General features: G+C 48.7%; 20 protein-coding genes. 14 read left to right on the plus strand and 6 right to left on the minus strand.

Going from position 1 to position 23,846, the window contains the following annotated elements; translation table 11 throughout:
- Together nifJ and QZZ36_RS07520 are read right to left on the minus strand one after the other, a co-directional pair.
- Nucleotides 1-2,023: pyruvate:ferredoxin (flavodoxin) oxidoreductase (nifJ, locus tag QZZ36_RS07515; protein WP_295079510.1), on the minus strand; the 2,023-nt coding region annotated here is incomplete at its 3' end.
- 705 nt (nucleotides 2,024-2,728) lie between these two features.
- Nucleotides 2,729-3,169 carry a SpoVA/SpoVAEb family sporulation membrane protein gene (locus tag QZZ36_RS07520; protein ID WP_295079337.1) on the minus strand — a complete coding sequence of 147 codons (441 nt, stop codon included), beginning with the start codon at nucleotides 3,167-3,169 and terminating at the stop codon, nucleotides 2,729-2,731.
- Between the two features lie 303 nt (nucleotides 3,170-3,472).
- Here QZZ36_RS07520 and QZZ36_RS07525 point away from each other — a divergent pair, with 303 nt between their 5' ends.
- On the plus strand, nucleotides 3,473-3,751 hold the full coding sequence (locus tag QZZ36_RS07525) for a sporulation transcriptional regulator SpoIIID (RefSeq protein WP_295079342.1): 279 nt from the start codon (nucleotides 3,473-3,475) through the stop codon (nucleotides 3,749-3,751).
- A gap of 47 nt (nucleotides 3,752-3,798) precedes the next feature.
- On the opposite strand, the gene QZZ36_RS07530 is transcribed toward QZZ36_RS07525, so the two are convergent.
- Genes QZZ36_RS07530 through QZZ36_RS07545 form a run of 4 tightly spaced genes read right to left on the minus strand, consistent with a single transcriptional unit; the run spans nucleotide 3,799 to nucleotide 8,472 of the window.
- Nucleotides 3,799-5,172: a DUF4340 domain-containing protein gene (locus tag QZZ36_RS07530; RefSeq protein WP_295079345.1), complete on the minus strand. Its 1,374-nt coding sequence runs from the start codon at nucleotides 5,170-5,172 to the stop codon at nucleotides 3,799-3,801.
- Complete coding sequence (locus QZZ36_RS07535) at nucleotides 5,172-6,698, minus strand: Gldg family protein (protein ID WP_295079348.1); 1,527 nt, start codon at nucleotides 6,696-6,698, stop codon at nucleotides 5,172-5,174. Before QZZ36_RS07535 ends, QZZ36_RS07530 begins: the two co-directional genes overlap by 1 nt.
- A gap of 6 nt (nucleotides 6,699-6,704) precedes the next feature.
- Nucleotides 6,705-7,439: an ABC transporter permease subunit gene (locus tag QZZ36_RS07540; RefSeq protein ID WP_295079351.1), complete on the minus strand. Its 735-nt coding sequence runs from the start codon at nucleotides 7,437-7,439 to the stop codon at nucleotides 6,705-6,707.
- A 1-nt stretch (nucleotide 7,440) separates the two neighbouring features.
- A complete protein-coding gene (locus QZZ36_RS07545) occupies nucleotides 7,441-8,472 on the minus strand; it encodes an ATP-binding cassette domain-containing protein (RefSeq protein WP_295079354.1) in 1,032 nt (343 codons plus the stop codon).
- Between the two features lie 581 nt (nucleotides 8,473-9,053).
- Between QZZ36_RS07545 and QZZ36_RS07550 the strand changes: the two genes are divergently transcribed.
- The 13 genes from QZZ36_RS07550 to pknB all read left to right on the plus strand — a co-directional run bounded on the left by QZZ36_RS07550 (nucleotide 9,054) and on the right by pknB (nucleotide 23,844).
- Nucleotides 9,054-11,702: a glycoside hydrolase family 48 protein gene (locus tag QZZ36_RS07550; protein WP_295079357.1), complete on the plus strand. Its 2,649-nt coding sequence runs from the start codon at nucleotides 9,054-9,056 to the stop codon at nucleotides 11,700-11,702.
- A 190-nt stretch (nucleotides 11,703-11,892) separates the two neighbouring features.
- Complete coding sequence (locus QZZ36_RS07555; RefSeq protein WP_295079360.1) at nucleotides 11,893-12,771, plus strand: YicC/YloC family endoribonuclease; 879 nt, start codon at nucleotides 11,893-11,895, stop codon at nucleotides 12,769-12,771.
- A 4-nt stretch (nucleotides 12,772-12,775) separates the two neighbouring features.
- Complete coding sequence (locus QZZ36_RS07560; protein ID WP_295079363.1) at nucleotides 12,776-13,033, plus strand: DUF370 domain-containing protein; 258 nt, start codon at nucleotides 12,776-12,778, stop codon at nucleotides 13,031-13,033.
- The gene (gmk, locus tag QZZ36_RS07565) at nucleotides 13,026-13,631 is read left to right on the plus strand and encodes a guanylate kinase (RefSeq protein WP_295079366.1); all 606 of its coding nucleotides are present in this window, start codon (nucleotides 13,026-13,028) and stop codon (nucleotides 13,629-13,631) included. Before QZZ36_RS07560 ends, gmk begins: the two co-directional genes overlap by 8 nt.
- Complete coding sequence (rpoZ, locus tag QZZ36_RS07570) at nucleotides 13,624-13,833, plus strand: DNA-directed RNA polymerase subunit omega (RefSeq protein ID WP_295079369.1); 210 nt, start codon at nucleotides 13,624-13,626, stop codon at nucleotides 13,831-13,833. The genes gmk and rpoZ overlap by 8 nt, the downstream gene beginning before the upstream one ends.
- Nucleotides 13,833-16,283 (plus strand): primosomal protein N', encoded by a 2,451-nt coding sequence (gene priA, locus QZZ36_RS07575; protein ID WP_295079372.1) that lies wholly within the window; start codon nucleotides 13,833-13,835, stop codon nucleotides 16,281-16,283. Before rpoZ ends, priA begins: the two co-directional genes overlap by 1 nt.
- Nucleotides 16,284-16,299: 16 nt before the next feature.
- The gene (def, locus tag QZZ36_RS07580; protein WP_295079375.1) at nucleotides 16,300-16,770 is read left to right on the plus strand and encodes a peptide deformylase; all 471 of its coding nucleotides are present in this window, start codon (nucleotides 16,300-16,302) and stop codon (nucleotides 16,768-16,770) included.
- Nucleotides 16,767-17,693, plus strand: a complete 927-nt coding sequence (gene fmt, locus QZZ36_RS07585) for a methionyl-tRNA formyltransferase (RefSeq protein WP_295079378.1) — start codon at nucleotides 16,767-16,769, stop codon at nucleotides 17,691-17,693. Before def ends, fmt begins: the two co-directional genes overlap by 4 nt.
- Before the next feature lie 13 nt (nucleotides 17,694-17,706).
- Entirely contained in the window at nucleotides 17,707-18,387 is a 681-nt protein-coding gene (locus tag QZZ36_RS07590; protein ID WP_295079381.1) for a zinc metallopeptidase, read from the plus strand.
- A complete protein-coding gene (rsmB, locus tag QZZ36_RS07595) occupies nucleotides 18,387-19,682 on the plus strand; it encodes a 16S rRNA (cytosine(967)-C(5))-methyltransferase RsmB (protein ID WP_295079384.1) in 1,296 nt (431 codons plus the stop codon). The genes QZZ36_RS07590 and rsmB overlap by 1 nt, the downstream gene beginning before the upstream one ends.
- A 1-nt stretch (nucleotide 19,683) precedes the next feature.
- Entirely contained in the window at nucleotides 19,684-20,745 is a 1,062-nt protein-coding gene (gene rlmN / locus QZZ36_RS07600; RefSeq protein ID WP_295079513.1) for a 23S rRNA (adenine(2503)-C(2))-methyltransferase RlmN, read from the plus strand.
- Nucleotides 20,742-21,467 (plus strand): Stp1/IreP family PP2C-type Ser/Thr phosphatase, encoded by a 726-nt coding sequence (locus tag QZZ36_RS07605; RefSeq protein WP_295079387.1) that lies wholly within the window; start codon nucleotides 20,742-20,744, stop codon nucleotides 21,465-21,467. The genes rlmN and QZZ36_RS07605 overlap by 4 nt, the downstream gene beginning before the upstream one ends.
- 16 nt (nucleotides 21,468-21,483) lie before the next feature.
- Entirely contained in the window at nucleotides 21,484-23,844 is a 2,361-nt protein-coding gene (gene pknB, locus QZZ36_RS07610) for a Stk1 family PASTA domain-containing Ser/Thr kinase (RefSeq protein ID WP_295079390.1), read from the plus strand.
- Nucleotides 23,845-23,846: the final 2 nt, after the last annotated feature.

A 23,846-nucleotide genomic window follows, 5' to 3' on the forward strand; every position in this document is an offset into this window, starting at 1 on the left:
CACCCTGCTCGAATGTACCATCAACGTGATCTGTGAATGCAGAAACAGGAAGTGTATCGCCGAGCATCTTGCCAACAGGGTTCATGATGCCATCAACCATCTTGACGAGCTTCTCTGGGCCCTCGAGTTTTGCAGGTGCGGAATTATCAACAGCATTTGCCCACTCAGCAGGAACATCTACCTTGACATAAGCATTTGCGCCTGCGTCAATAGCTTTTTCGTTCATCTGAACGATTTCGATTCCCTTCTTCATGAACTTCTGAGCCTTCTCCTTCATGTAGCCGATTGCCTCAGCCTCAGGAAGAACCTTGGAAAGTGAGAAGAATGCAGACTGGAGAATTGTATTGGTACGCTTGCCAAGACCAATCTCCTGTGCAAGGTCAATTGCGTTAACCAGATAGAGCTGGATGTTGTTCTTTGCGATATACTGCTTTGTGTCGGCAGTGAGGTGCTGTTCGAGTTCCTCAGGCTTCCACTGGCAGTTGATGAGGAATACACCACCCGGCTTTACGTCGTTGACCATCTTGTATCCCTTGAGTATGTAGGATGGGTTGTGGCAGGCAACAAAGTCAGCCTTGTTGATGTAATAAGGGCTCTTGATAGGCTTATCACCAAAACGCAGGTGTGAGATAGTGATACCACCTGTCTTCTTGGAGTCATACTGGAAGTATGCCTGAACGTACTTGTCAGTGTGGTCACCTATGATCTTGATGGAGTCCTTGTTTGCGCCAACGGTACCGTCTCCACCGAGACCCCAGAACTTGCATTCGATAGTGCCCTCTGCTGCAGTATTCGGAGCATCTTCCTCAGCGAGTGAGAGATTGGTAACATCGTCAACGATACCGAGTGTGAACTGCGGCTTGGGATCAGCCTTTGCGAGTTCTGCATAAACAGCAAATACAGATGCAGGAGGAGTATCCTTGGAACCGAGACCGTAACGGCCACCGATAACCTTGATACCGTTTCTGCCAGTAGTATTCAGAGCTGCCACTACATCGAGGTAGAGAGGCTCACCGAGAGAGCCAGGCTCCTTGGTTCTGTCAAGGACAGCGATTGTCTTTGCGGTTGCAGGAATTGCTTCAACGAGCTTTTCAGCTGAGAACGGACGGAACAGACGAACCTTAACGATACCGACCTTCTCACCCTTCTTGTTCAGGTAGTCGATAACTTCCTCAGCAACGTCGCAGATAGAGCCCATTGCAACGATAACGCGCTCTGCATCGGGAGCACCGTAGTAATTGAAGAGCTTATAGTCAGTGCCGAGCTTTGCGTTTACCTTGCCCATGTACTCCTCAACGATTCCGGGAACAGCATTGTAGTAGGAGTTGCAAGCCTCACGGTGCTGGAAGAAGATATCTCCGTTCTCGTGAGAACCACGCATTGTCGGGGTTTCAGGATTAAGAGCACGGGCACGGAATGCCTTTACAGCATCCATATCGCACATTTCCTTCAGATCCTCGTAATCCCATGTCTCGATCTTCTGGATCTCGTGGGATGTACGGAAACCGTCGAAGAAGTTGATGAAAGGTACGCGGCTCTTGATAGAAGCGAGATGAGCAACAGCAGCAAGATCCATTACTTCCTGCGGGTTGGTCTCAGCGAGCATAGCAAAACCAGTCTGACGGCAAGCGTAAACGTCGGAGTGGTCGCCGAAAATGTTCAGTGCGTGAGAAGCAACGCAGCGTGCAGAAACATGGAATACGCAGGGGAGAAGCTCACCGGCGATCTTGTACATATTCGGGATCATGAGGAGCAGACCCTGAGAAGCAGTATAGGTTGTGGTCAGAGCACCAGCGTTCAGAGAACCGTGAACAGTACCTGCTGCGCCAGCCTCAGACTGCATCTCCTCAACCTTAACGGTCGTGCCGAAAATGTTCTTGACACCCTGAGCGGACCACTGATCAACATAGTCTGCCATCGGGCTGGAAGGTGTGATCGGATAGATACCGGCAACTTCCGTGAAGGCGTAAGAAACATATGCAGCGGCGTTATTACCGTCCATTGTTTTCATTTTTCTTTTGATTGCCATAGGAATGACCTCCTAAAAAATAATATTAAATTTTAGGTTATAGAAATGGTTAGCGGGTGATAACGTTAACCAAATATAACTACTGTGAAATATTATACCACAAATCAATATCTTTGTAAACACTTTTTTTGCTGACTTGTTACAAAATTGTCAGGCGTATTTTTGGCAATTTGTCCATAAATTGCCGTTTCCGGCTTATACTGGCAGCAATAGTTGATCGCAATATGTACAGCTGTCAGCTTTAAAAAAACAGAGGTTGTGAAAAATGTATTACAAAGTCTGCTTAAAGTTGTACATTTTGACAAAAGTTAAGAGATTTGCTTGACGTAAGAGCAGAAATAAGGTATAATAACTACAGTGTTAAGATTTATTTAACACTCGTTTTGTTGTCTCCTTTCTTTTGTTCTACACATATTTATTTTCATCTGTTTATCTAAGACAAGCAGGGCTTTTGCCCTGCTTATTTTTTTGCGAGCTGAGCCAGCTCGACCGCTTCCACGTTGTCGCTTGCCAGCTCGCTCGCTTTTTCAAAATCGTTACTTGTACATCGCTTACGGCACAATATGTATGGGTTACCATTTGGTGCCTGTACTGATATTATCGAAGTCTGCGGGCGCCCAAAGGGCGCCCCTACACATTGTCATTCATAATGTGTAAGCGTAAGCCGACATAATTACGAATTACGAATTAAAACAGCGTTCACCGGCTGATAAAAAAGTATACCAGTCCATAGAGTGAAGCTGCCGTGCAGCCATAGAGCAGTACGGGTCCGGCTATGGTGAATATTTTTGTACCAACTCCGAGTATGGGACCTTCCGACCTTGCTTCAATAGCGCATGAGCTTATTGCGTTTGAAAAGCCTGTTATGGGTACGAGAGTTCCTGCGCCTGCGTGTTTTGCGAGCTTCTGGTACCAGCCGAAGCCGGTGCATACCGCGCTTATGCCCACAAGGATTATGGAAGTCCATGTGCCTGCTTCCGTGCGGTCAAGTCCGTAGGCTTCAAAGAATGAAAGTATTATCTGTCCGGCAGCGCATATGGCTCCGCCGACTAAGAATGCTGCGGTGATATTTATTCTGTAGTTCGACTTTGGCGAAGCCTGCCGTGTCATATCGCTGTATAGTTCCGGTGTAATTTTCATAATATCAGCTCCTTTCTGGTAGTATCTGCGGTTATTTTTAAATTATACCGTAAATCATAATTTTGCGGAGCAAAATTATGATTTAGTTTAGAGTTGAGAATTGAGAGTTGACAGTTGTGGTGTATCGCCTGCGGCGATATAATTTAAATAATATGAGCGCAGCGAACTCATTAACTCTTAATTCTCCACTCTCAATTCTCAACTAAATCAAAATTTAGCAAAGCTAAATTTTGATTTACTGTAACATCTATCACTTTTCTGTGACATATACTTTAGTAAATGCCATGGAAAGAGGTGATATGTTTGAAGGAACGGTCAGAGGGGAGAGCGGTGATGCTCGGAAAGTACATAACCGAAAACAGGTCTACTGTAAGAGCTGCCGCAGGTCATTTCGGCATTTCAAAGAGCACGGTGCATAAGGATGTCAGCGAGCGGCTCAGGCTGGAAGACCCGGAGCTCTATGCACGGGTGAAGGAGATACTCGAAATCAATAAACAGGAACGCCATATCCGCGGAGGACTTGCTACCAAACGGAAGTACGAAGCTATTGCCGGCAGCGGCAAAAAAAGGTTTTACAGATAAAGGAAAAGCAGCACGTATGCGTGATATCAGTACGTGCTGCTTTTGAATTATTCAAGTCCTGTCAGTTTTTTGAACTTCAGATAGAAGTCGCTTACCGAATTTCTTCCTGTGAGCATTGTTTCGTCTACGTAAGCTCCGGTGTATTTGCCGTCTATAAATACATAGTAATCTGTTCCGCTGCCTTTTACAAGGTCTATTTTTTTGCTGCTGCCGTCTTTTGATTCAAGTTCGGCAGAAAGTGCCGGATCCTTGAGTTCGGGCTTTGCGTCGGTGTCTGTGCCGGTGAGTTTTAGTACAGAGAATGAATTGTAGAAGTTGTTGAGAGCAAGGTATTTCTCAGAAGCACTGATATCCAGGCTCCTGCCATTGTAGGTGCATTCCTTGTTCTCGGTGTCGAGTTTGCATATGTCGTCGCCGCCCTGGAACTTAAAGCTGAATCCGCTTGCATTTGAGAATGTCATAACATTCACGTTTTCTGCAATATAATCATAGGGGAGCTTCTGTGTGAACTCAAGGTCGGACCTGTAGTACATCTCTACCTGCTCGCCGTCAACAAGCACGAAACAGTATGTGGGATCATTGTCTTTCGCGCTTACGAGGAGACGGTGCTCGGTGCCGTCGATACCTTTTACCACAGCTTCGCCGTAAGGCTTGTCAAAGCCGTACTTTGAAAGGTCAGTGAGCTTTTCGTCCATCATTTCCTCAGCTTCGATACGGACAATGTTATTGAATACTGATGTGACCTTTGTCTGGTCGAGAGTAAGCAATGAGTATGCGGCAGGAAGGCTCCATGAGTCGCTCTCCTTGTCGTATGTAAGGTCACAGAGCACTTTACCGTCCTTATAGGTGATTACCTCCTTCAGATCGTAGAGCGTATACGGGAGAAGCTCTTTGTTCTTGATGAGGAGCCTGTCGAGCTTCAGCACGCTTCCGTGCTGCGCGTCTACTGCGTATACGTTTTTCTTGCCGTCTACAGTTACGTAGAAGTAATCATTCGTTGGGCTCTGGTTGCCTATGTAAATGGTGTGAGTACCGTTCGGTTCTGTTATCTCCACTTTGTCGGGAGTGTCGAGACCGTACATTTTCAGCTTTTCATCTGTTATCTCGCCGTAGCTTTCCGCGGCTGTCAGATTTGAACAGTAGGTGCATACCAGCTGACAGTAGGTCTGGTCAACGGCGAAATCGCCTGAATCCAGCACCCACTTTTCGCCGTCGAGCCTGCAGGTGTAGCTCTCGGTGTCCTTTGAAAAGACGAGCTGAGTCGGACTGTATGGATCGAAGCTGAACAGCACGTTGTCGTCGAGCTGTTCCTGCTGTTTGCGTTCATTTTCTTTTACCCTGCCTTTGAAGAACAGCATCGTTCCTATTGATGCTGCCGCCATGAGCAGCAGAACTATAAGTGCTATGATCTTTTTATTCATCAGGAATATCTCCTCTTGAGCCATACTGCAACGCCGATGCACGCAAGTATCGCGGGAGCGATGTACAGTAAGACGATAGTGCCTGTAGCGTCCTTTGAACCCTTGAATATCATGTGGTCATAGGCGTTTATCTTGTTGCCGACACCGAACTGTATCTCACTGTCATAGAGCCATGTGTTCGTGAATACGGTAAGTGTTCTTGAACCGCTCAGGGATACTGTGCTCATGTTCTGGTCGATGACAGATGTGGTTCCGATAACTATGAGCTTTGCCCCGGTCTTCTTGTTGAAGGAGTAGTAACCGAAATCCAGCGGCATACCGCTCAGACGTTCATCTGCCTCAGCAGCTGTGTTTGCGTCGCCGCCCATTGACTTGCTGACTGTTGTGTAATTTCCGTCTGAATCGGGAACGCTTCTGATGATAGATGAACGCTCAACATAGGAAGCGGCAGGGAACGAATCCTCAGGTATCTCTGTCATGCTTCGCGGATAGGCTATACCTGCTATGAACTTGCCGTCGCTTACCTGTAAATTCAGGTCGGTAGTGAGATCCTGAGTGAGCTCTGCTCCTGAGTTGGCTCCGGCAGGATACTGTACGCGGAAGAAGTTCTCGCTCTGTTTTGAGTCGGGATCTTCAAGCATGTTTGCGGGAGTTTTTTCGGTAACGATATTGTAATCGAGGATAAGACCGAACTGCTCCATTATGTATTCGATATTTTCAAAGCGTCCCTTTGTCTCGCAGGGGTCTATGAGGAAGGACATTGCGCCGCCGTTGTCGGCGTAGGCGAGAAGGAGCTCCTTTTCCTTGTCGGTGATATCCTTTGTGGGACCCGCAAGGTAGATTATCTTTGCGTTTCCGGGGATAGCACCGGTCTCGTTGAGATCAAGCTCCTGAACGTCATAGTTGTTGGTCTTGAGCACAGAGGCGTAAACGGCAAAATTTCCGTTTTCGTCATCTTCATTTATAGTCTTTTCACCGTGGCCCTTGAGGAAGTATATAGTCGGCAGAGAGCCGCTTGCGCACACGGATACAGCTGAAGCGATAAGCTCCTCGCCTGCGTACTGCCATGAGCCGTCAGCGCCTGTCTGGAATATCTTGTCCTTGCTTACCTTCTTGACAACGCCGTTGCACTTTACAAATATATCGCCCTCGTATGTTCCGAGAAGTCCGTCGGGGTCGAGCTCCTTTGCGAGAGCTGCGTTCTCGTTGGGACGGAAGCAGGTGAGTGTGATATTATCGCGCTCATCAAGCTGTGTGAGGGTGTGATAGAGCGGAAGGTACTCGGACGCCTCTGCGTCCCTGAAATACTTCAGGAGAGAGAGATAGTAGATGTCAATGTGCTTGTCCGAGGTCTCGTCAAGGAGCTGCTGGGTCTTCTTGTTGAGTGTGTACTTGCCGGCAGGGGTCATATCATAGCCCTTGTCGTAATAGTTCACTATAACATTTATGGGTATCAGTATCACAAGCACAAGAATCGCGAGTACAGCAGCGAATGTCAGGGAGAAGTTGAATTTTTTCTTTTTCATTTCAGCTTACCCCCTGTTCCAGCGTCTTTTCTCGACGGATATGTAAGTCCATGCGAGAAACAGTATAGTTGCGGATGCAAAGAAAACAATGTCTGAAAGACGTATGAATCCTTCGGAGAAGTATGCGAATCTCGGCTGAGCCGCGAACTGATAGAGTACAGACTGGAGCTTCGGGAACTGTGACATGAAGCCTGAGTTTGCAAAGTTGTCAACGAAGAGGAGCATGAACAGCACGACTTCGCTGAGAATAGCGGCAAGCAGGTAGTTTTCCGTAAGTGAGGAAATGAATATACCTATAGCGATGTACATTGTTCCCCAGCAGAATATACCGATGTATGCGCATATCAGCTGGCTTATGACGACTTCGCCCTTTATCGCTGTGATAATGGGGAAGAACAAGGTGCAGACGAGCATGAACAGGTATACGGTAACAAGCGCGAGAAATTTTGCGAGAACTATTTTTGCAACGCTTACCGGTGAAGTCATGAGCAGTACCTCTGTACCGTTCCTGCGCTCGTCAGCGAAAGCCTTCATGGTGAGTATCGGCAGAAGGAATATGAAGTAGAGTATTACCGAATAGAACATCTCGGTGAACGAGAAGATCATTTTGTTGGTGCCTTCCATGTCGCTGATGGCATTGGCAAGCGGCATGGAGAAGAACAGCATGAAAAGCGCTGCCACCGCATAGGCGAAGGGAGTGTAGAAGAATGACTGCAGCTCCTTTTTATAAATAGGAAACATATTATTCATCCTCCTTTTCTTCGCTGCCGCCGGCAGCATCTTCGCCGGATTCGTCCGGCATCTCGTCAAGGAGCTCCTGAAGTCCGGATTTCTTTGTCGGACGGTTTATGAGCTCGATGAATACCTTTTCAAGATCGGGCTTGTCGGTATATATCTCAAGGATACTGATACCGCTGCTGATACACTCAGCCATTATTGAGTCCCTTACCGGGTCGGCATAACCCTCAAGGGATACCGTGAAGGAGTAGATACCGTTTCCTTCGTCATCAATGGAAGTAATCTCCTTTACGCCCTTTGTGAGTTCTATTATGGAAGCGGCTTTTGTCCTGTCGCCCTTGACCTTGATGTGAAGAACAAGTGTGGCAGTGAACGACTTTTCAAGGTTCTCGATGGTGTCCATAGCCTTGATGTCGCCTTTATTGATGATTATAACGCGGTCGCAGACGGCGCTTACCTCGCTGAGTATATGTGAGCTGAATATGACGGAGTGCCCTTTTTTGAGGCTCTTGATTAGAGCCCTGACCTCCGCGACCTGATTGGGGTCAAGTCCGACTGTGGGCTCGTCAAGTATAAGGAACTTGGGATCGCCCAGCAGTGCCTGCGCAAAACCCACACGCTGCTTGTAGCCCTTTGAGAGATTGCGTATCAGCTTGCCCTCAACGTCCTTTATCTTTAGAAGCCCCATAACGCGCTCTATCTCTTCTTTTCTTTTGCCTGAAGGCACCTTTTTGAGACCCGCACAGAAGGAGAGATATTCCCTGACCTTCATATCCGGATAAACAGGCGGTATCTCAGGGAGATATCCGATGTTGCTCTTTGCCTTGGTAGGCTCTGTTGTTATGTCTGAACCGCAGATGGTCACAGTGCCGTCTGACATCGGCAGATAACCTGCGATCATATTCATTGTCGTTGATTTTCCCGCTCCGTTGGGACCGAGGAAACCGAGTATCTCATTATCGTTTATTGTAAAGCTGATCCTGTTTACGGCACGGTTGCTGCCGTAAAACTTCGTAAGATTTTCAATATTGATCATGAGGCGCTCCTTTCCGATCATTGATCGTTTATTTCGGGTAAAAGCAGATACAATTACCTCAGTATAACATACTGTTTTATTATCGCAGAATAATATTAACGCAAGATGAATAAACTGTGAATAAAAAGTTAATTCAGTACTGCGGCGTGAAAAAAATATATCCATGCAAAAGTACCGTGACAGGTAAATATTATAGCTATTGTGTGAGGATTTTGTGTGGAAAAATTGAGGAAGAGATGAATGTTGGAGCTTTTTGTTTTGAAACAAAACTTGTTCATATATCGTTAATACATGAAGATTTTTCAGTAAATGCCGAGTGGCTAAAATGCACAAAAAAGGATTTGCTATTGTGTGCATTGCACCAAAAATGACTTGGACCAAATGTGAAAACAATATAAACTGTTGACACAAATTAAAAGGTGGGCTATAATGATTTTGAAAATAGTTTGAGAATTGTGTGCAGTCTGCGTGAAAATGCACACAGTGTACGAAGTATTTTCGTATGCGCTCCCGAAATTAAGCCTTTTGGGGGCAGTTATCCAATTTTAACCACTATATTATTACGAGAGGGGTAAAAACAAATGATAAGCAAAAAGAATAAGGCTCTCGCAGCCAGCGTTCTCGCTGCAGCTATGTCTGCAACCGCTGTTCTTCCTTCAATGGCTTCTGCTGCAACAAAGTCATCTTACGCTAAGGAAGATACATATGCTGATATGTTCGCGTCACTCTATGAGGACGTTGTAACAAACGGTCAGACAAACGGCTACCTCAGCAAGCAGACAAACGGTTCAGGCTTCGGTATTCCTTACCATTCAGTAGAGACATTCATCGTTGAGGCTCCTGACTACGGTCACGAGACTACATCTGAGGCTATGTCCTACATCGTATGGATGGCAGCTATGCACGATGTTCTCGCTGCAAACAACACAATTTCCGGCTCCAAGGGCGACCTTGCTAAGGCATGGAACACAATGGAAGCTATGATCCCTGGCTGGTCAAAGGCTTCAGGCAGAGACACAGAGATCAAGTACAGCTCCATCTGGTCACAGAGCAACGGACTCAAGGCTGATACAGCTGAAGAGTGTGACGCTCCTGAGGATTATCCTGCAAAGCAGCCCGGCGTTGACGCTATCAACCCGATCTATGACACGTTCAAGGCTGCATACAGCAGCGATAACGGATATTACCTTATGAACTGGCTCGCTGACGTTGACGACTGGTACGGCTTCAGCAAGGGCACAAAGGGCGAGGGTAAGTTCACATTCATCAACACCTTCCAGAGAGGTGAGCAGGAGTCTTGTTTCGAGACAGTTCCCGCTCCTTGTCTTGAAGAGCTTAAATGGGGTATGAAGAGCACCGATAAGGATAACGGTAACGGTATCAAGGCTATCTTCAACGGCAAGGACAAGGTTCCTTCACAGTACTCCTTCACAAACGCTCCTGACGCTGAGGATCGTTGTATCCAGGCTGTACATTTTGCAAATATGTACAATGCAGGTGATTCAAGCGTATCTGCTCTCGCAGGTAAGATGGGTGACCAGTGCCGTAACGATATGTTTGATAAGTACTACAAGGCTATCGCTAAGGACACTAAGCTCACTTCTTCATCAGCCGGTATGGATTCCAAGCACTACCTCATGTCATGGTATACCGCTTGGGGCGGTGCTCTCAGCGCAAGCTACGGCGATTACGGCTGGGCTTGGCAGATCGGCTGCTCACATTCACATCAGTTCTATCAGAATCCTCTTGCTGCTTACGCTCTCCTCTATGATAGCGATATCAATTCAGGTATGAAGGGCAAGGATGCTGATACAGACTATAAGGAGTCTCTCAAGAGACAGATCGAAATGTACCAGTGGCTCCAGTCCAAGGAAGGTCCTTTCGCCGGCGGTTGTACAAACAGCTGGAGAGGCCGTTACGAAGAGTATCCTTCTGGTCACGCTACATTCTATGATATGGCTTACGTTCCTCATCCTGTATACGCAGATCCTGGTTCAAACCACTGGATCGGTAACCAGGTATGGTCAACACAGCGTCTTGCTGAGCTCTACTACTATGTAGTAACAAACGGCGACCAGTCAGGTCAGAAGTACGGCGGACTCGATCTCGAGACAGCACTCGAAAAGCTCCTTGAGAGATGGATCGGCTGGTTCGAGGAGAACACAAAGTTCGATTATGAGGACGAGTACGGTGTAACACATACATACGTTATTCCTTCAACTCTTGACTGGGGTTCAAGCGATACAGACTATACCTGCACACCTGACACATGGACAGGTACATACAGCGAGTCTGCTAACTCAAGCCTCAGCTGCAAGATCGGCGGTTACGGCCAGGGAGACGTTGGATGCGTATCCTCACTCTGTAATACACTTATCTACTATGCAAAGGCTAAGGGCGTTGACGCTTCATTCGCAAGCAAGGAAGGCACATCTGTTGCTGAAAAGGCTCTCTACCTTGCAAACAGACTTCTCTCATATCAGTACAACGAGGCTCGTGATGATATCGGTCTCACATTCACAGACTGCAATCCAAGCCTGAAGAGAGTATTTGAGCAGGAAGTTTATATCCCGGATTACTACAGCGGCGAAATGCCTGACGGTTCAAAGCTTGAGCCCGGCGCTACATTCTCATCCATCCGTACAAGCTACGAGAAGGATCCTATGTGGCAGGAATGCCAGAAGTACTGGAAGGGCGAAGGCAAGGACAACAACGGCGACGGTAAGGTTGACGTTGCTGACTATCAGTTCCAGTATCACAGATTCTGGCACGCTGGTGACGCTGTTGTTTCCTATGGTACAATGGCACTCCTCTTCCCTGAGGTTAAGCCTCTCCCGCTTCCTGGTGAGGGAACAACAACTACAACCACAACAACCACCACAACAACAACTACTACAACCACAACTAAGGATACAACTACAACTTCGACTACAACCAAGGACACAACAACTACAACATCTACAACCACAGAAGGCGGTACTACCGTTACTAAGTGGGGCGACGCTAACTGCGACGGCGATGTAGATATGTCAGATGCTGTTCTTATCATGCAGTCACTTGCTAACCCGAACAAGTATGGTATCGGCGGTACAGACGCTAAGGCTATCACAGCTCAGGGTCAGGCTAACGCAGATGTAGATACAAGCAGCGCAGGAATTACTGCTAACGATGCTCTCCGCATCCAGGAGTTCCTCCTCCACAAGATTTCTACACTCGATCCTACTAAGTAATTAGCAGCGTATAAAACTATCAAAGCTGCACGGCAAAGCCGTGCAGCTTTTTTATGTCTGCGGATACAGGAGTTTCCCCAATATTTTTAGAAAATGCTTGCATTTTTATGCAAATGATGTTATAATATTATAATAGTATTTTTATGCGAAAAAATATACATATTACAATTACAGGAAAGCAGGCGATAAGGTGCTTAGAAGTATGACAGGCTACGGAAGAGCCCAGCAGATACTGAACGGACGCGATATCCTTGTTGAGATACGCTCCGTTAATCATAGATATTATGAGTATTCTTCAAGAGTTCCGAGAACTTACAGCTATATCGATGAAAAGCTCAAGGCTTTACTTAAAAACGGCATATCCCGCGGCAAGGTGGAGATAGCTGTCACTATCAACAACATTGAGGGAAAGGATACCGAGATCGCTGTAAACAAGGGTGCGGCAGAGGGCTATGTGAACGCCCTCAGAAGCATCGCAGGCGAGCTTGGTGTCGAGGACGATATCACCCTTTCAAAGCTTATGAAGCTTCCGGATATATTCAATATACAGAAAACTCCCGACGATGAGGAACAGGTCTGGGAGGACGTTGCGAAGGTCGCTCAGGAGGCTATCGGCAAATTTGTAGAAATGCGCCAGATCGAGGGCGAACGCCTTAAAGCTGACATAACCGATAAGGCTGAGGGCATACTTGCAATGGTGGAAAAGGTGGAGGAGCTCTCTACCAAGACCGTGGAGAATTACAGGAACAGACTGTACAAAAAGCTCAGCGAGGTGCTTGAGGGCAGAGATATCGACGAGCAGAGAGTTCTTACCGAAGCGGCGATATTTGCCGAAAAGATAGCTGTTGACGAGGAGACTGTCCGCCTGAGAAGCCATATATCACAGCTTGAGACAATGCTTGCAGGCGATGACGCAGTGGGCAGAAAGCTGGATTTCATTGTACAGGAAATGAACCGCGAGGTAAATACCATAGGCTCAAAGGCTCAGGATCTCAACGTGACAAAGGTCGTTGTGGATATGAAGGCAGAGATCGAGAAGATCCGCGAGCAGATACAGAATATCGAGTAATGCCATGAAGCTGATAAATATCGGATACGGAAATATGGTCTCCGCCGAGAGGATAGTGACCATAGTGAGCCCTGAATCGGCTCCCATAAAGAGACTGGTACAGGAAGCCCGCGACGACGGAAGAGCTATAGACGCTACCTACGGAAGAAAAACAAGAGCAGTTCTGGTGATGGACAGCGGTCATATCATACTCTCGTCCCTTATCACAGAAACTCTTGCTGCGAGAATAAACGGTTCGGGAGGTTCGGACGAAAATGAATAAGGGCAGACTGATAGTATTTTCCGCACCATCGGGCTGCGGAAAGGGCACCATGCTGGAGGAGATACTGAAGGACGAGCGCTTTGCCGTGTCGGTATCCGCTACCACAAGAGCTCCCCGTGAGGGAGAGAAGGACGGCGTGAATTACCACTTCCTCACCCGTGAGGATTTCGAGCAGCGCGTTGCCGACGGTAAGTTCATCGAACACGCTGAGTATTGCCAGAACCTTTACGGTACCCTCGTCAGCGAGGTGGACGGCAGACTGGAGCGCGGACTTAACGTGATACTTGAAATAGAGCCTCAGGGCGCTATGAAGATACGTGAAAAGCGTCCAGACGCTGTGTTCATATTCGTAGTACCGCCTTCAATCGGAGAGCTTCGCCGCAGACTGAAAAAGCGCGGCACGGAGTCCGACGAGGTAATAGAAGAACGTGTTTCAAAGGCTGCGTGGGAGATATCCCAGGCTGAGAAATACGATTATATTATAGTAAATGACGCCCTTGAGGACGCGATAAGCGATTTTTTTGCGGTAATACGCGGAGAACAGCTTAAAGTGGACTACTCGGCAGATATTATAGAAGAGGTGTTGAAAAATGCTTAGACCCGCAGTAAATCAGATCATCACAAAGAACGAGAGCTGTTATTCACTCGTTATCGCTGTTGCGAAGAGAGCAAGGCAGATCTCGGAGGAGCTTTACGACAAGGGCGAGACTCTCGAAGAAAAGCCCGTAAAGACTGCTGTTGAGGAGCTTGCCAGCGGCAAGTGCAAGATAGTCAGCTCAGCTCCGCAGAACAACGAATAATGCCCCTTATCGCGGAGACCGCAGTCAGCGGAACAGCCTATTCCTTTGATATGCTGTTCAGCTATTCTGTTCCCGAAAGACTTGCGGCAAAAATTGCCTGCGGCTGTCGGGTGCTGGTCCCCTTCGGAAAGGGCAATACGCGCAGGATAGGTGTGGTCATGAAGCTCACTGAAGGCGGTGACGGACGGCTCAAATCCCTTGTATCACTTGTGGACGAGGAGCCGGTCATATCCGGGGAGCTTCTGAAGCTTGCCTTTTATCTGCGCGAGAACACCTTCTGCACTTACTTCGATGCGGTGAAGTGTATGCTTCCTCCTGCAATGAGCGTAAGTGCAAAAGAAACATTCAGGATTGTTAAGAATTTCACGGATACTGCCTCTCTCAGCCCTGCGGCAGCTGAACTGCTCCAGACACTTTCCTGTGCTGCTGACAGCAGGGAGCTGAACAGGATCATTGAGGAGCATATCATTGAAAACGGAAGACGGCTCTCAGACGAGCTTTGCGACGCAGGCGCCCTTGAATCGGACAACGTGTTCAGGCAGACAGTCGGCGACGCAGCCGTGAGAATGGTCCGTCTTTCAGATAAGTATATAAGCTCTCCTGAGAGCTTCGACCTCACTCCCAAGCAGAAGAAGGCGGCGGATTTCCTTGAGGAATACGGCACGGCAGCTGTGCGTGAAGCCGCCTATATGTGCGGTATCACCGAATCTGTCATCAAACGTCTCTGCGCAAACGGCGCGGCTGAGGAGTACGAGGCGGAGGTGCTCAGGAAGGTCGGAGGAGAAGACGGCGGGGAGAGAAGCCCTGAGGATATAGTTCTTTCGGCTGAGCAGCAGAGTGCAAGAGATGAAGTCCTTGCGCAGCTGAACGAAAGAAGACCGGCAGTATTTCTGCTTCACGGCGTTACCGGCAGCGGCAAGACCTCCGTATTTGAGAAGCTCATAGACGATACGGTGAAAATGGGCAGACAGGCGATGCTGCTCATACCGGAAATAGGTCTTACTCCACAGACCTTAAAGCGTTTTCGCTCGCTTTTCGGCGAAAGAGTGGCTGTTATACACAGCGGTCTCTCTCTCGGACAGAGACTTGACGAGTACAAGCGTATAAAACGGGGCGACGCGGACATCGTAATAGGTACGAGGAGCGCCGTGTTCGCACCGCTCAGTAATATAGGACTCATTATAATAGATGAGGAGGGTGAGCGCTCCTACAAGTCGGACAGCTCACCAAGATATCACACACATGATATCGCAAAGCAGCGTTGTGCGCATCACGGCGCGTCACTGCTGCTGGCTTCGGCAACTCCTTCCATCGAGAGCTATTACCTCGCCGAAAGGGGAGCCTACAGGCTTCTCGAAATGAAGGAAAGGTATCAGAACGCACCGCTTCCGGAGGTAAGTATCATAGATATGAACCTTGAGCGCGAGGCAGGCAACCGCACTGAATTCAGCCGCAAACTGGCTGAGGAGATAAGCACAAACCTGAAAAACGGGGAACAGTCCATACTCCTGCTGAACAGGCGCGGTTATCATACAATTATAAGCTGCTGCGACTGCTATCAGCCTGTGTACTGTCCCAACTGCTCGGTGCCTCTGACCTACCACAAGAAGAACAACAAGCTGATGTGTCATTACTGCGGCTACGTCAGCGAGCCTGTTGATACCTGCCCGTCCTGCGGCTCGAAGCGCCTTAAAAATATGGGCTTCGGCACGCAGAAGCTGGAGGAGGAGCTTTCCACCTTCTTTCCGGAGGCGCGTATCCTGCGCATGGACGCTGATACCACCTTTTCCCGTTATTCCTACGAGAAGAGCTTCACGGATTTCCGGGAGGGCAGATACGATATAATGATAGGTACTCAGATGATAGGAAAGGGACTTGATTTTCCAAATGTTACGCTGGTGGGAGTCCTTTCCGTGGATAAAGCGCTGTATGCAGGGGATTTCCGAAGCTATGAGCGTACCTTCTCACTCATCACTCAGGTGGTGGGACGCGGAGGACGAGGCGGACGCAGAGGACGCGCCATACTCCAGACATTTATCCCGGAGCACTACATCATGAACCTTGCCGCGGCTCAGGACTACAAGGGCTTCTACAATGAGGAGATAGCCATACGCCGCGCAATGATATACCCGCCGCTGTGCGATATGTGCATATTCTGCTTTTCGGGAAATGAGGACATATCCGCAAGGCTCGGCGCTGAGGCTGTACTGAGGCTTATGAACGAAAAACTCAGGGAGCTCCAGCCGAAAACTCCTGTGCGGGTGCTGGGGCCTGTGCGCTGCTCTTATGGCAGGATAAACGGGAAGTACCGCTACAGGATAATAATGAAGTGCAAGAACAACGCCGAGATGAGAGGCTTCATAAGCGGAGTGCTCACAGGTGCGGCAAAACTGAAGGAAATGAAAAACACTGCCCTTTATGCCGATATAAACGGCGATGTGGGCGTATAAAGAAGGATATGGTAAAATGGCATTACGAAGAATATTGACCGATAAGGATGAGATACTCCACAAGGTATGCAAGCCTGTGGAGAAGTTTGACGAGAAGCTTGCACAGCTCCTTGACGATATGCATGAGACGCTGAACAAGGCTGAGGGCGTGGGACTTGCCGCTCCACAGATAGGCATATGCCGCAGGATCTTCATCATGCATCTCAGCGAGGAGGACATCATCGAGGCGATAAATCCTGAGGTGATAAGCATGGAGGGCAAGCAGAGAGTACAGGAGGGCTGTCTTTCATGCCCGAATGTATGGGGCTATGTGACCCGTCCGGCAAAATGCCGGCTTAAAGCTCAGGACAGGAACGGCAACTGGTTCGAGCGGGATTTCACAGACCTTGGCGCTCAGTGTACCTGCCATGAGAACGACCACCTTGACGGTCATGTATTTACGGAGATAGTTGAAGAATTCTTCGTACCTGAGGAGACTAAGAAATGAAAATAATTTTTATGGGAACACCCGAATTTGCAGTACCCTGCCTGCGTACTCTTGCAGAGAGCGGACATGAGGTGGCAGCGGTGTTCACACAGCCCGACAAGCCAAAGGGCAGAGGGTATAAGCTTATACCGACTCCCGTAAAGGCTGCGGCGCTTGAATACGGCATACCTGTATATCAGCCACTGTCTCTCAGAAAGGGCGAGGACGCCGGTGAGGCTATGAGGATACTCCGTGAGGCTGCTCCGGAGCTGATAGTCGTAACGGCTTACGGACAGATACTCCCCAAGGAGATACTGGAGCTGCCAAAATACGGCTGTATAAATATCCACGCTTCGCTCCTGCCAAAGTACAGGGGAGCTGCTCCCATAAACTGGGTGCTCCTGAACGGCGAAAAGGAGACGGGAGTGACCTCGATGCAGATGAGCGAGGGTCTCGACACAGGCGATATGCTCATAAAGAAAAGAACGGATATCGGTGATAACGAGACCTTTGAGGAGCTCTATGCAAGGCTTTCCGCTATGGGCGGAGAGGTGCTTGCGGAGACCATAGACGCACTGGAAAAGGGCACACTCAGTCCCGAAAAGCAGGACGACAGCCTGAGCTGCTATTCTCCCATGATAAAAAAGGAGATGAGCGCTCTCGATTTCAGTAAAACAGCCGCTGAGGTACACAATACCATACGCGGAGTAACAGGCTTTGCAATGCTGGAGGGCAAGCGTCTTAAGGTATTCAGGTCTGAGATAGCTGAGGGAACATACAACGCCGAAAACGGCGCTGTTGTTGATACAAAGAGGTTCGCAGTCAAATGCGGCGACGGCCGGGCGGTGATATTCCGCGAGGTACAGCCTGAGGGCAAAAAACGAATGAACACAGAGGACTTCCTCAGGGGCAAAAAGCTCACAGAGGGAGAGGTACTCGCATAAGGAGGAAAAATATATGCAGATCATACTTTTATTAATAATGATTCTTCTGCCGATTATCGCGCAGATAAATGTAACATCTACCTTCAAGAAATACAGCAGGGTAGGCAATTCAAGAGGGCTTACAGCGGATCAGGTGGCAAGGATGATACTTGATTCAAACGGACTTCATCATATACAGATAGAGCATATCTCTGGAAATCTCAGCGATCACTTTGATCCCAAGGCAAATGTGGTAAGGCTTTCAGATTCAGTCTATGGACAGACTTCCGTTGCTGCTATCGGAGTTGCTGCACACGAGTGCGGTCACGCCTGTCAGCACGCTGAGAATTACGCGCCTATAGTACTCAGGAGCAAGCTTGTTCCGGTAACTAATCTTTGCTCACGTCTGTGGTACTTTGTTCTTCTCATAGGTATTTTTGTAAGCAGTATAGCTGCACAAGCCGGAACACCGTTTTTGTATGCTTCCATAATAATGTTCGCAGCAGTTGTCGTTTTCCAGATAGTTACACTTCCCTGCGAATTTGACGCAAGCGGCAGAGCAATAAAGACACTTGAGCGCGACGGCATACTTGAAATGGGAGAGATACCTCATGCACAGAAGGTCCTCAAGGCAGCAGCTCTCACCTATGTTGCAAGTCTTGTTACATCTATAATCCAGCTTCTCAGACTCCTTGCGTCTGCAAGAAGAAGATAATGACTGACCCACGGTATCTTGCTGTAAAGCTCCTTGACAAGACCTTCGGGAGCGGCAGCTATTCCAATTTGCAGCTTGACAGCGGTCTGAAGACCTCAGACCTTGACGAAAGGGGCAGGAAGCTGTGCTCGGCTGTATACTACGGCGTTATCGAGCGCAGGATCACCCTTGACCATATAATCAGCGGTCTCAGTTCCCGCCCCATAGACAGGCTGGATAGCATAGTCCTCAATATACTGCGCTGCGGCGTGTATCAGACAATGTACATGGACAGCGTTCCCGACAGTGCTGCGGTAAACGAGAGCGTTGCCCTTGCGAAGAAATTCCGCAAGACCAGTGCTTCGGGAATGGTGAACGCAGTCCTGCGCAGCTTTATCCGCGGCGGCAAGGAGCTTAAACTGCCGAATGACGGAACAGAGGCGCTGTCGGTGAAGTATTCGGCACCGGCGGAGCTTGTAAAAAGTCTTACTGAGGATTACGGCAGGGAAGCCGCGGAGAGATTTCTTTCAGCTTCTCTTGAAAAATCTGTCACATATCTCCGGCTCAATACGATTAGATGTACAGAGGAGGAATTCCTTTCTGCTCTGGGCTGTATCGAGGCGGAAAGGATCAGCGAAAGCTGCTTTGCGGTGAGAAGCGGCGACGTCACCGCGACAGACGCCTTTAAGAAAGGCTTTTTCCATGTTCAGGGACTTGCCTCGCAGCTCTGCTGTCAGGCACTGGCTCCCACTGAGCAGGACAGAGTTCTTGATATATGCGCGGCTCCGGGAGGCAAGACCTTCACTATGGCGGAGCTGATGAAGGGCAGGGGCGAGATATACGCCTTCGACCTTCACGAAAAACGTGCGGAGCTCATACGTAAGGGCGCTGAGAGACTGGGACTCACAAATATAAGGGCAGCGGCAGGGGACGCAACAAGGTTCAATGCGGAGCTTCCCAAGTTTACTAAGATACTATGCGACGTCCCCTGTTCGGGACTGGGAGTCATCGGCAGCAAGCCGGAGATAAAGTACAAGAGCTTTTCGGACTTTGCGGGGCTCCCGGATATACAATATAAAATAGTGAGCAATGCGCTCAGTTATCTCGAAGCCGGCGGTACTCTCGTCTATTCCACCTGTACGGTGCGGAAAGCCGAGAACGAGGAGATCTGTGAAAGACTTCTCCGGGAGCACACCGGAATAGAAGCGGTGGAGCTGCCGGAAATGCTCGGCAGGAGCTTCGGCGCTATGGCAACTCTTATGCCGCCGGAATACGGCAGCGGCTTTTTCATTTCCAAATTCAGAAAAGTAAGGTGATATATTGGAAAAGACCGATATCCTCAGTCTTGATCTTGCGGAACTGGAAGATATCCTCGCCGGTCTCGGCGAGAAGAAATTCCGTGCTAAACAGGTCTTTCAGTGGCTCCATGTGAAAAGAGTCCTTGATTTCGACAAAATGACTGATATATCTATCCAATTGCGCAGTACTCTGAAAGAAAAATTTTGTATAAATGGACTATTTGTGCAGAAAAAGCTTGAATCTGCCATAGATAATACGGTAAAATATCTTTATAGGCTTTCTGACGGCAATTTTGTGGAGACCGTCCTGATGGAATACAGCTACGGATACAGTATCTGCGTTTCAACTCAGGTGGGCTGCAAAATGGGCTGTAATTTCTGTGCCTCTGCCATCGCAGGGTACGTAAGGAGCCTTGCTCCCTCGGAGATACTGCTTCAGATCTACGAGACGGAGCGCGATTCGGGTAAAAAGGTATCGGGAGTTGTGCTCATGGGCATCGGCGAACCTCTTGACAACTTTGACAATGTCATGAAGTTCCTCAGCCTTCTGTCCCACAAGGACGGAAACGATATGAGCCTTCGCCATGTATCCCTTTCCACCTGCGGCATAGTACCGCGTATCTATGAGCTGGCTGATAAAAAGCTGCAGCTCACCCTCTCGGTATCGCTCCACTGTGCGGACAACGAGGGCAGGAGCGCTATTATGCCTGTAAACAGAAAATACGATCTCAGCAGTCTCATAGAGGCTTGCAGATACTATATTGATACTACGGGACGGCGTGTCACCTTTGAGTACGCCGTTATCGACGGTGTGAATTCGTCCGCGGCAGACGCCGACAAGCTGGCTGGTCTGCTTCGCGGTATGAACTGCCATGTTAACCTTATCCCCGTTAATAAGGTCAGGGAACGGAATTATCACACAGCCCGCTCAGGAGTTGCCGAGTTCGCAAGGCAGCTGGGCAGGCGGGGGATAAACGCTACCGTGAGAAGAACTCTCGGCAGCGATATCGAAGCGGCGTGCGGTCAGCTCAGACGTGACGCCGACAAACAAAGCAAACAGAATGGGGGTGCGGATACTTGAGGTTTCGCTACGGCACGGATATCGGTCTTGCCCGGGAGGAAAACCAGGACGCGGTAAGATGTGAATATTTCGGTCATAATGTGCTTGCCGTCGTATGCGACGGTATGGGCGGCGAACGCGCAGGCAAGGAAGCGGGCGAGCTCGCTGTGGAGGAATTCTTCCAGCGTTTCTCGGCTGACTATAAGGAAAGCCTGGGCGATGAGGATATCCGCAAGCTCCTTATCTCCTCGGTCTCGGCAGCAAATTCCGTGATATATACACGGGCGAGGTTCGATTTCAAGAACTTCGGCATGGGTACCACCTGTGTGGCTGCATTCGTCACCAATAAAACAGCCTTCATTGCCAATGTCGGCGACAGCAGAGCCTATCTGATAACCGACACAGGCCTTTATAAGATCACTACCGATCATAATGTAGCCTCGGTGCTCTTTGAACAGGGCAAGATAACCGAGGAGGAAATGGAGGTACACCCTCAGAAGCATATGCTCGTAAGAGCGGTAGGTGTTGAAAAAACAGTGCTCACCGATACGTTTATGCTCGATTATGAGGACAAGATCAGTCTGCTGCTGTGCTCGGACGGCCTTTCGGGCTATTGCAGCGACGATGAAATATACAGCGTCATACTCAATTCCGATTTTGATGACGTTGCAGACGAACTTATAAAATTATCGCTCTCAAAGGGCGGCCGTGACAATGTTACCGTTGCGGTGATTTCTGACTAACGCAGGAGGAAAGGAAATGGACAAGAATATTGGCAAGAAGCTCGACGGCAGATATGAAATAACAGAGCTTATCGGCGTCGGCGGCATGGCAGAGGTATACAAGGGAGTCGATGTCATCGACAACAAAACTGTCGCCATAAAGATACTGAAAAAGGAATTTGCAGAGAACGAAGAGTTCCTCCGCCGTTTCAGAAATGAGTCCAAGGCGATAGCAGTGCTCTCTCATCCTAATATCGTAAAGATATACGACGTGGGCTTCTCTGAGAAGATACAGTATATCGTTATGGAATATATCGACGGTATTACGCTGAAGGAGTACATCGAGGAGGAGAAGGTCCTCACATGGAAGGATACTGTACACTTTGTTATACAGATACTCCGCGCTCTTCAGCACGCTCATGACAAGGGTATCGTTCACCGCGATATCAAGCCTCAGAACATTATGATGTTCACTGACGGCACTATAAAGGTCATGGACTTCGGCATTGCCAAGTTCGCGCGTGAGGAAGGAAAGACTGCTACCGATCAGGCCATCGGAAGCGTTCACTATATCAGCCCCGAACAGGCAAGCGGAAATGTTACCGACGCCAAGAGCGATATCTACTCGGTAGGCGCTATGATGTACGAGATGCTTACGGGCAGGAAGCCCTTCGACAGCGATAACCCCGTTGCTATCGCAGTTATGCATATGCACGATATCCCTGAGCGTCCGAGAGCTATCAATCCCGATATCCCTGACGGTCTTGAGGAGATAGTTCTCAGAGCTATGGAAAAGGCTCCTGAGGACAGATATCAGACAACAGCCGAGATGATAAGCGATATCGAAGCTTTCAAGGCAGATCCCCACATCTCCTTCGGCTACTACGCTGAGGAGGACGAAGAGGCTGAGGATATGCTCAGCAGCAGCGCCGGAACCGATGTACAGTCTGAGAGCAGACAGGAAGTGGCAAGCGCTTATGCCGCAAAGGCAAAGGCTCCCGCTATTGCTGCCGCACTGGCAGGAAGCGCAGGAGGCGCCGGCGGAGCAGGCGGCTATTCTTCAGGCGGCGGTCCTGTTTCAAAGAGATATAACGACGCTTATACCGACAATTACAACAACTATGACGATGATGATGATGACGATGAGGAGGAAGAGCGTTCTTCACTTGTCATACCTGTCCTTACCGCTATAGTGGTGGTTGTAATAATCGTTGCGGTAATATTTATAGTATCGCTCCTTATTCCCTATATCACAAACGGCTTCGGAAAGAACACCAACAAGATGCCGGAGCTCATCGGCAAGGATTACAATATAGCTTGTCAGGAATACGGCGAGTACCTTAATATCGAAGTCAGCAGAACTGAATACAATGAGGCTGACGAGGGTGTCATCATCGAGCAGAGCATTGATATAGACGCTCCTTTCAAGAAGCATGATGTGTGCAAGGTCGTTGTAAGTAAGGGTATGCAGACAGTTGAGGTGCCGAGACTTACTGAATTCAACGCTGATCTTGCAAAGATGCAGCTGAAGGAAAGAGGTCTTGAGGCTGAGATCAAAAAGACCTCGGACGCTGTTGTAAAACCGAATTACGTTATCAAGACTTCTCCTGAAGAGGGAGAAGAGGTGCCCAAGGGCTCAAAGGTAATCCTCTATGTAAGCATGGGACCGAATGCCGAGCCTATAAAGATGGAAGAATATGTCGGAATGTCTGCAAAGGACGCGGCAGTAAAGGCAGGCTTCCAGAACCTCAAGGTAAAGACCGAGACAGAGCCTTCTTATGAGAAGGAAGGTACAGTTGTACGTCAGGAGCCGGAGAAAGGTACTGTTATATCAGCAGGCGATGAGATCATACTCTATGTCAGCGACGGTACTATCCCCGACGGAAATGTTGACTTCTCTCTCAGCTTTCCGGCAGATGCAAAGGGTACTTTCAGCGTGGATATTATACTCAAGGACGAAAAGGGCAAGACAACCGTTGAGTCGATGGGTACTGTCCTCTGTCCCGAATGGCCGAACCTTTCAAGAAATATCAAGGGCTCAGGAAAGAACGTAACAGGTGATGCTTACCTTACCAATAATGCCAACGGTACAAGAGCTCGTCTTGGTTCATATACCTTTGACTTTGCAAACGGCAGATATACCACAAATTCAGAGGACATCTCCGGAGCACTTGCTCAGGTAAACGGCTTTGCTCAGACAACAACAGAGACAACTGCAGCTCCTGTGGAAACAACTACGACACAGGCTTACGTTACAGAGCCTTCTACAGAAGAAAGAGTTCCCGGACAGAACGGTGAATACAGAATACCTGATGTCTGGACACCTTATGAGCCCGGCACCAACGGTTCATGGGTGACAAAGGAGAACGGCTCTACTGTCTGGGAATGGTATAACTAATA

The organism is Ruminococcus sp. (assembly GCF_016287535.1).
Classification (GTDB): domain Bacteria; phylum Bacillota; class Clostridia; order Oscillospirales; family Ruminococcaceae; genus Ruminococcus.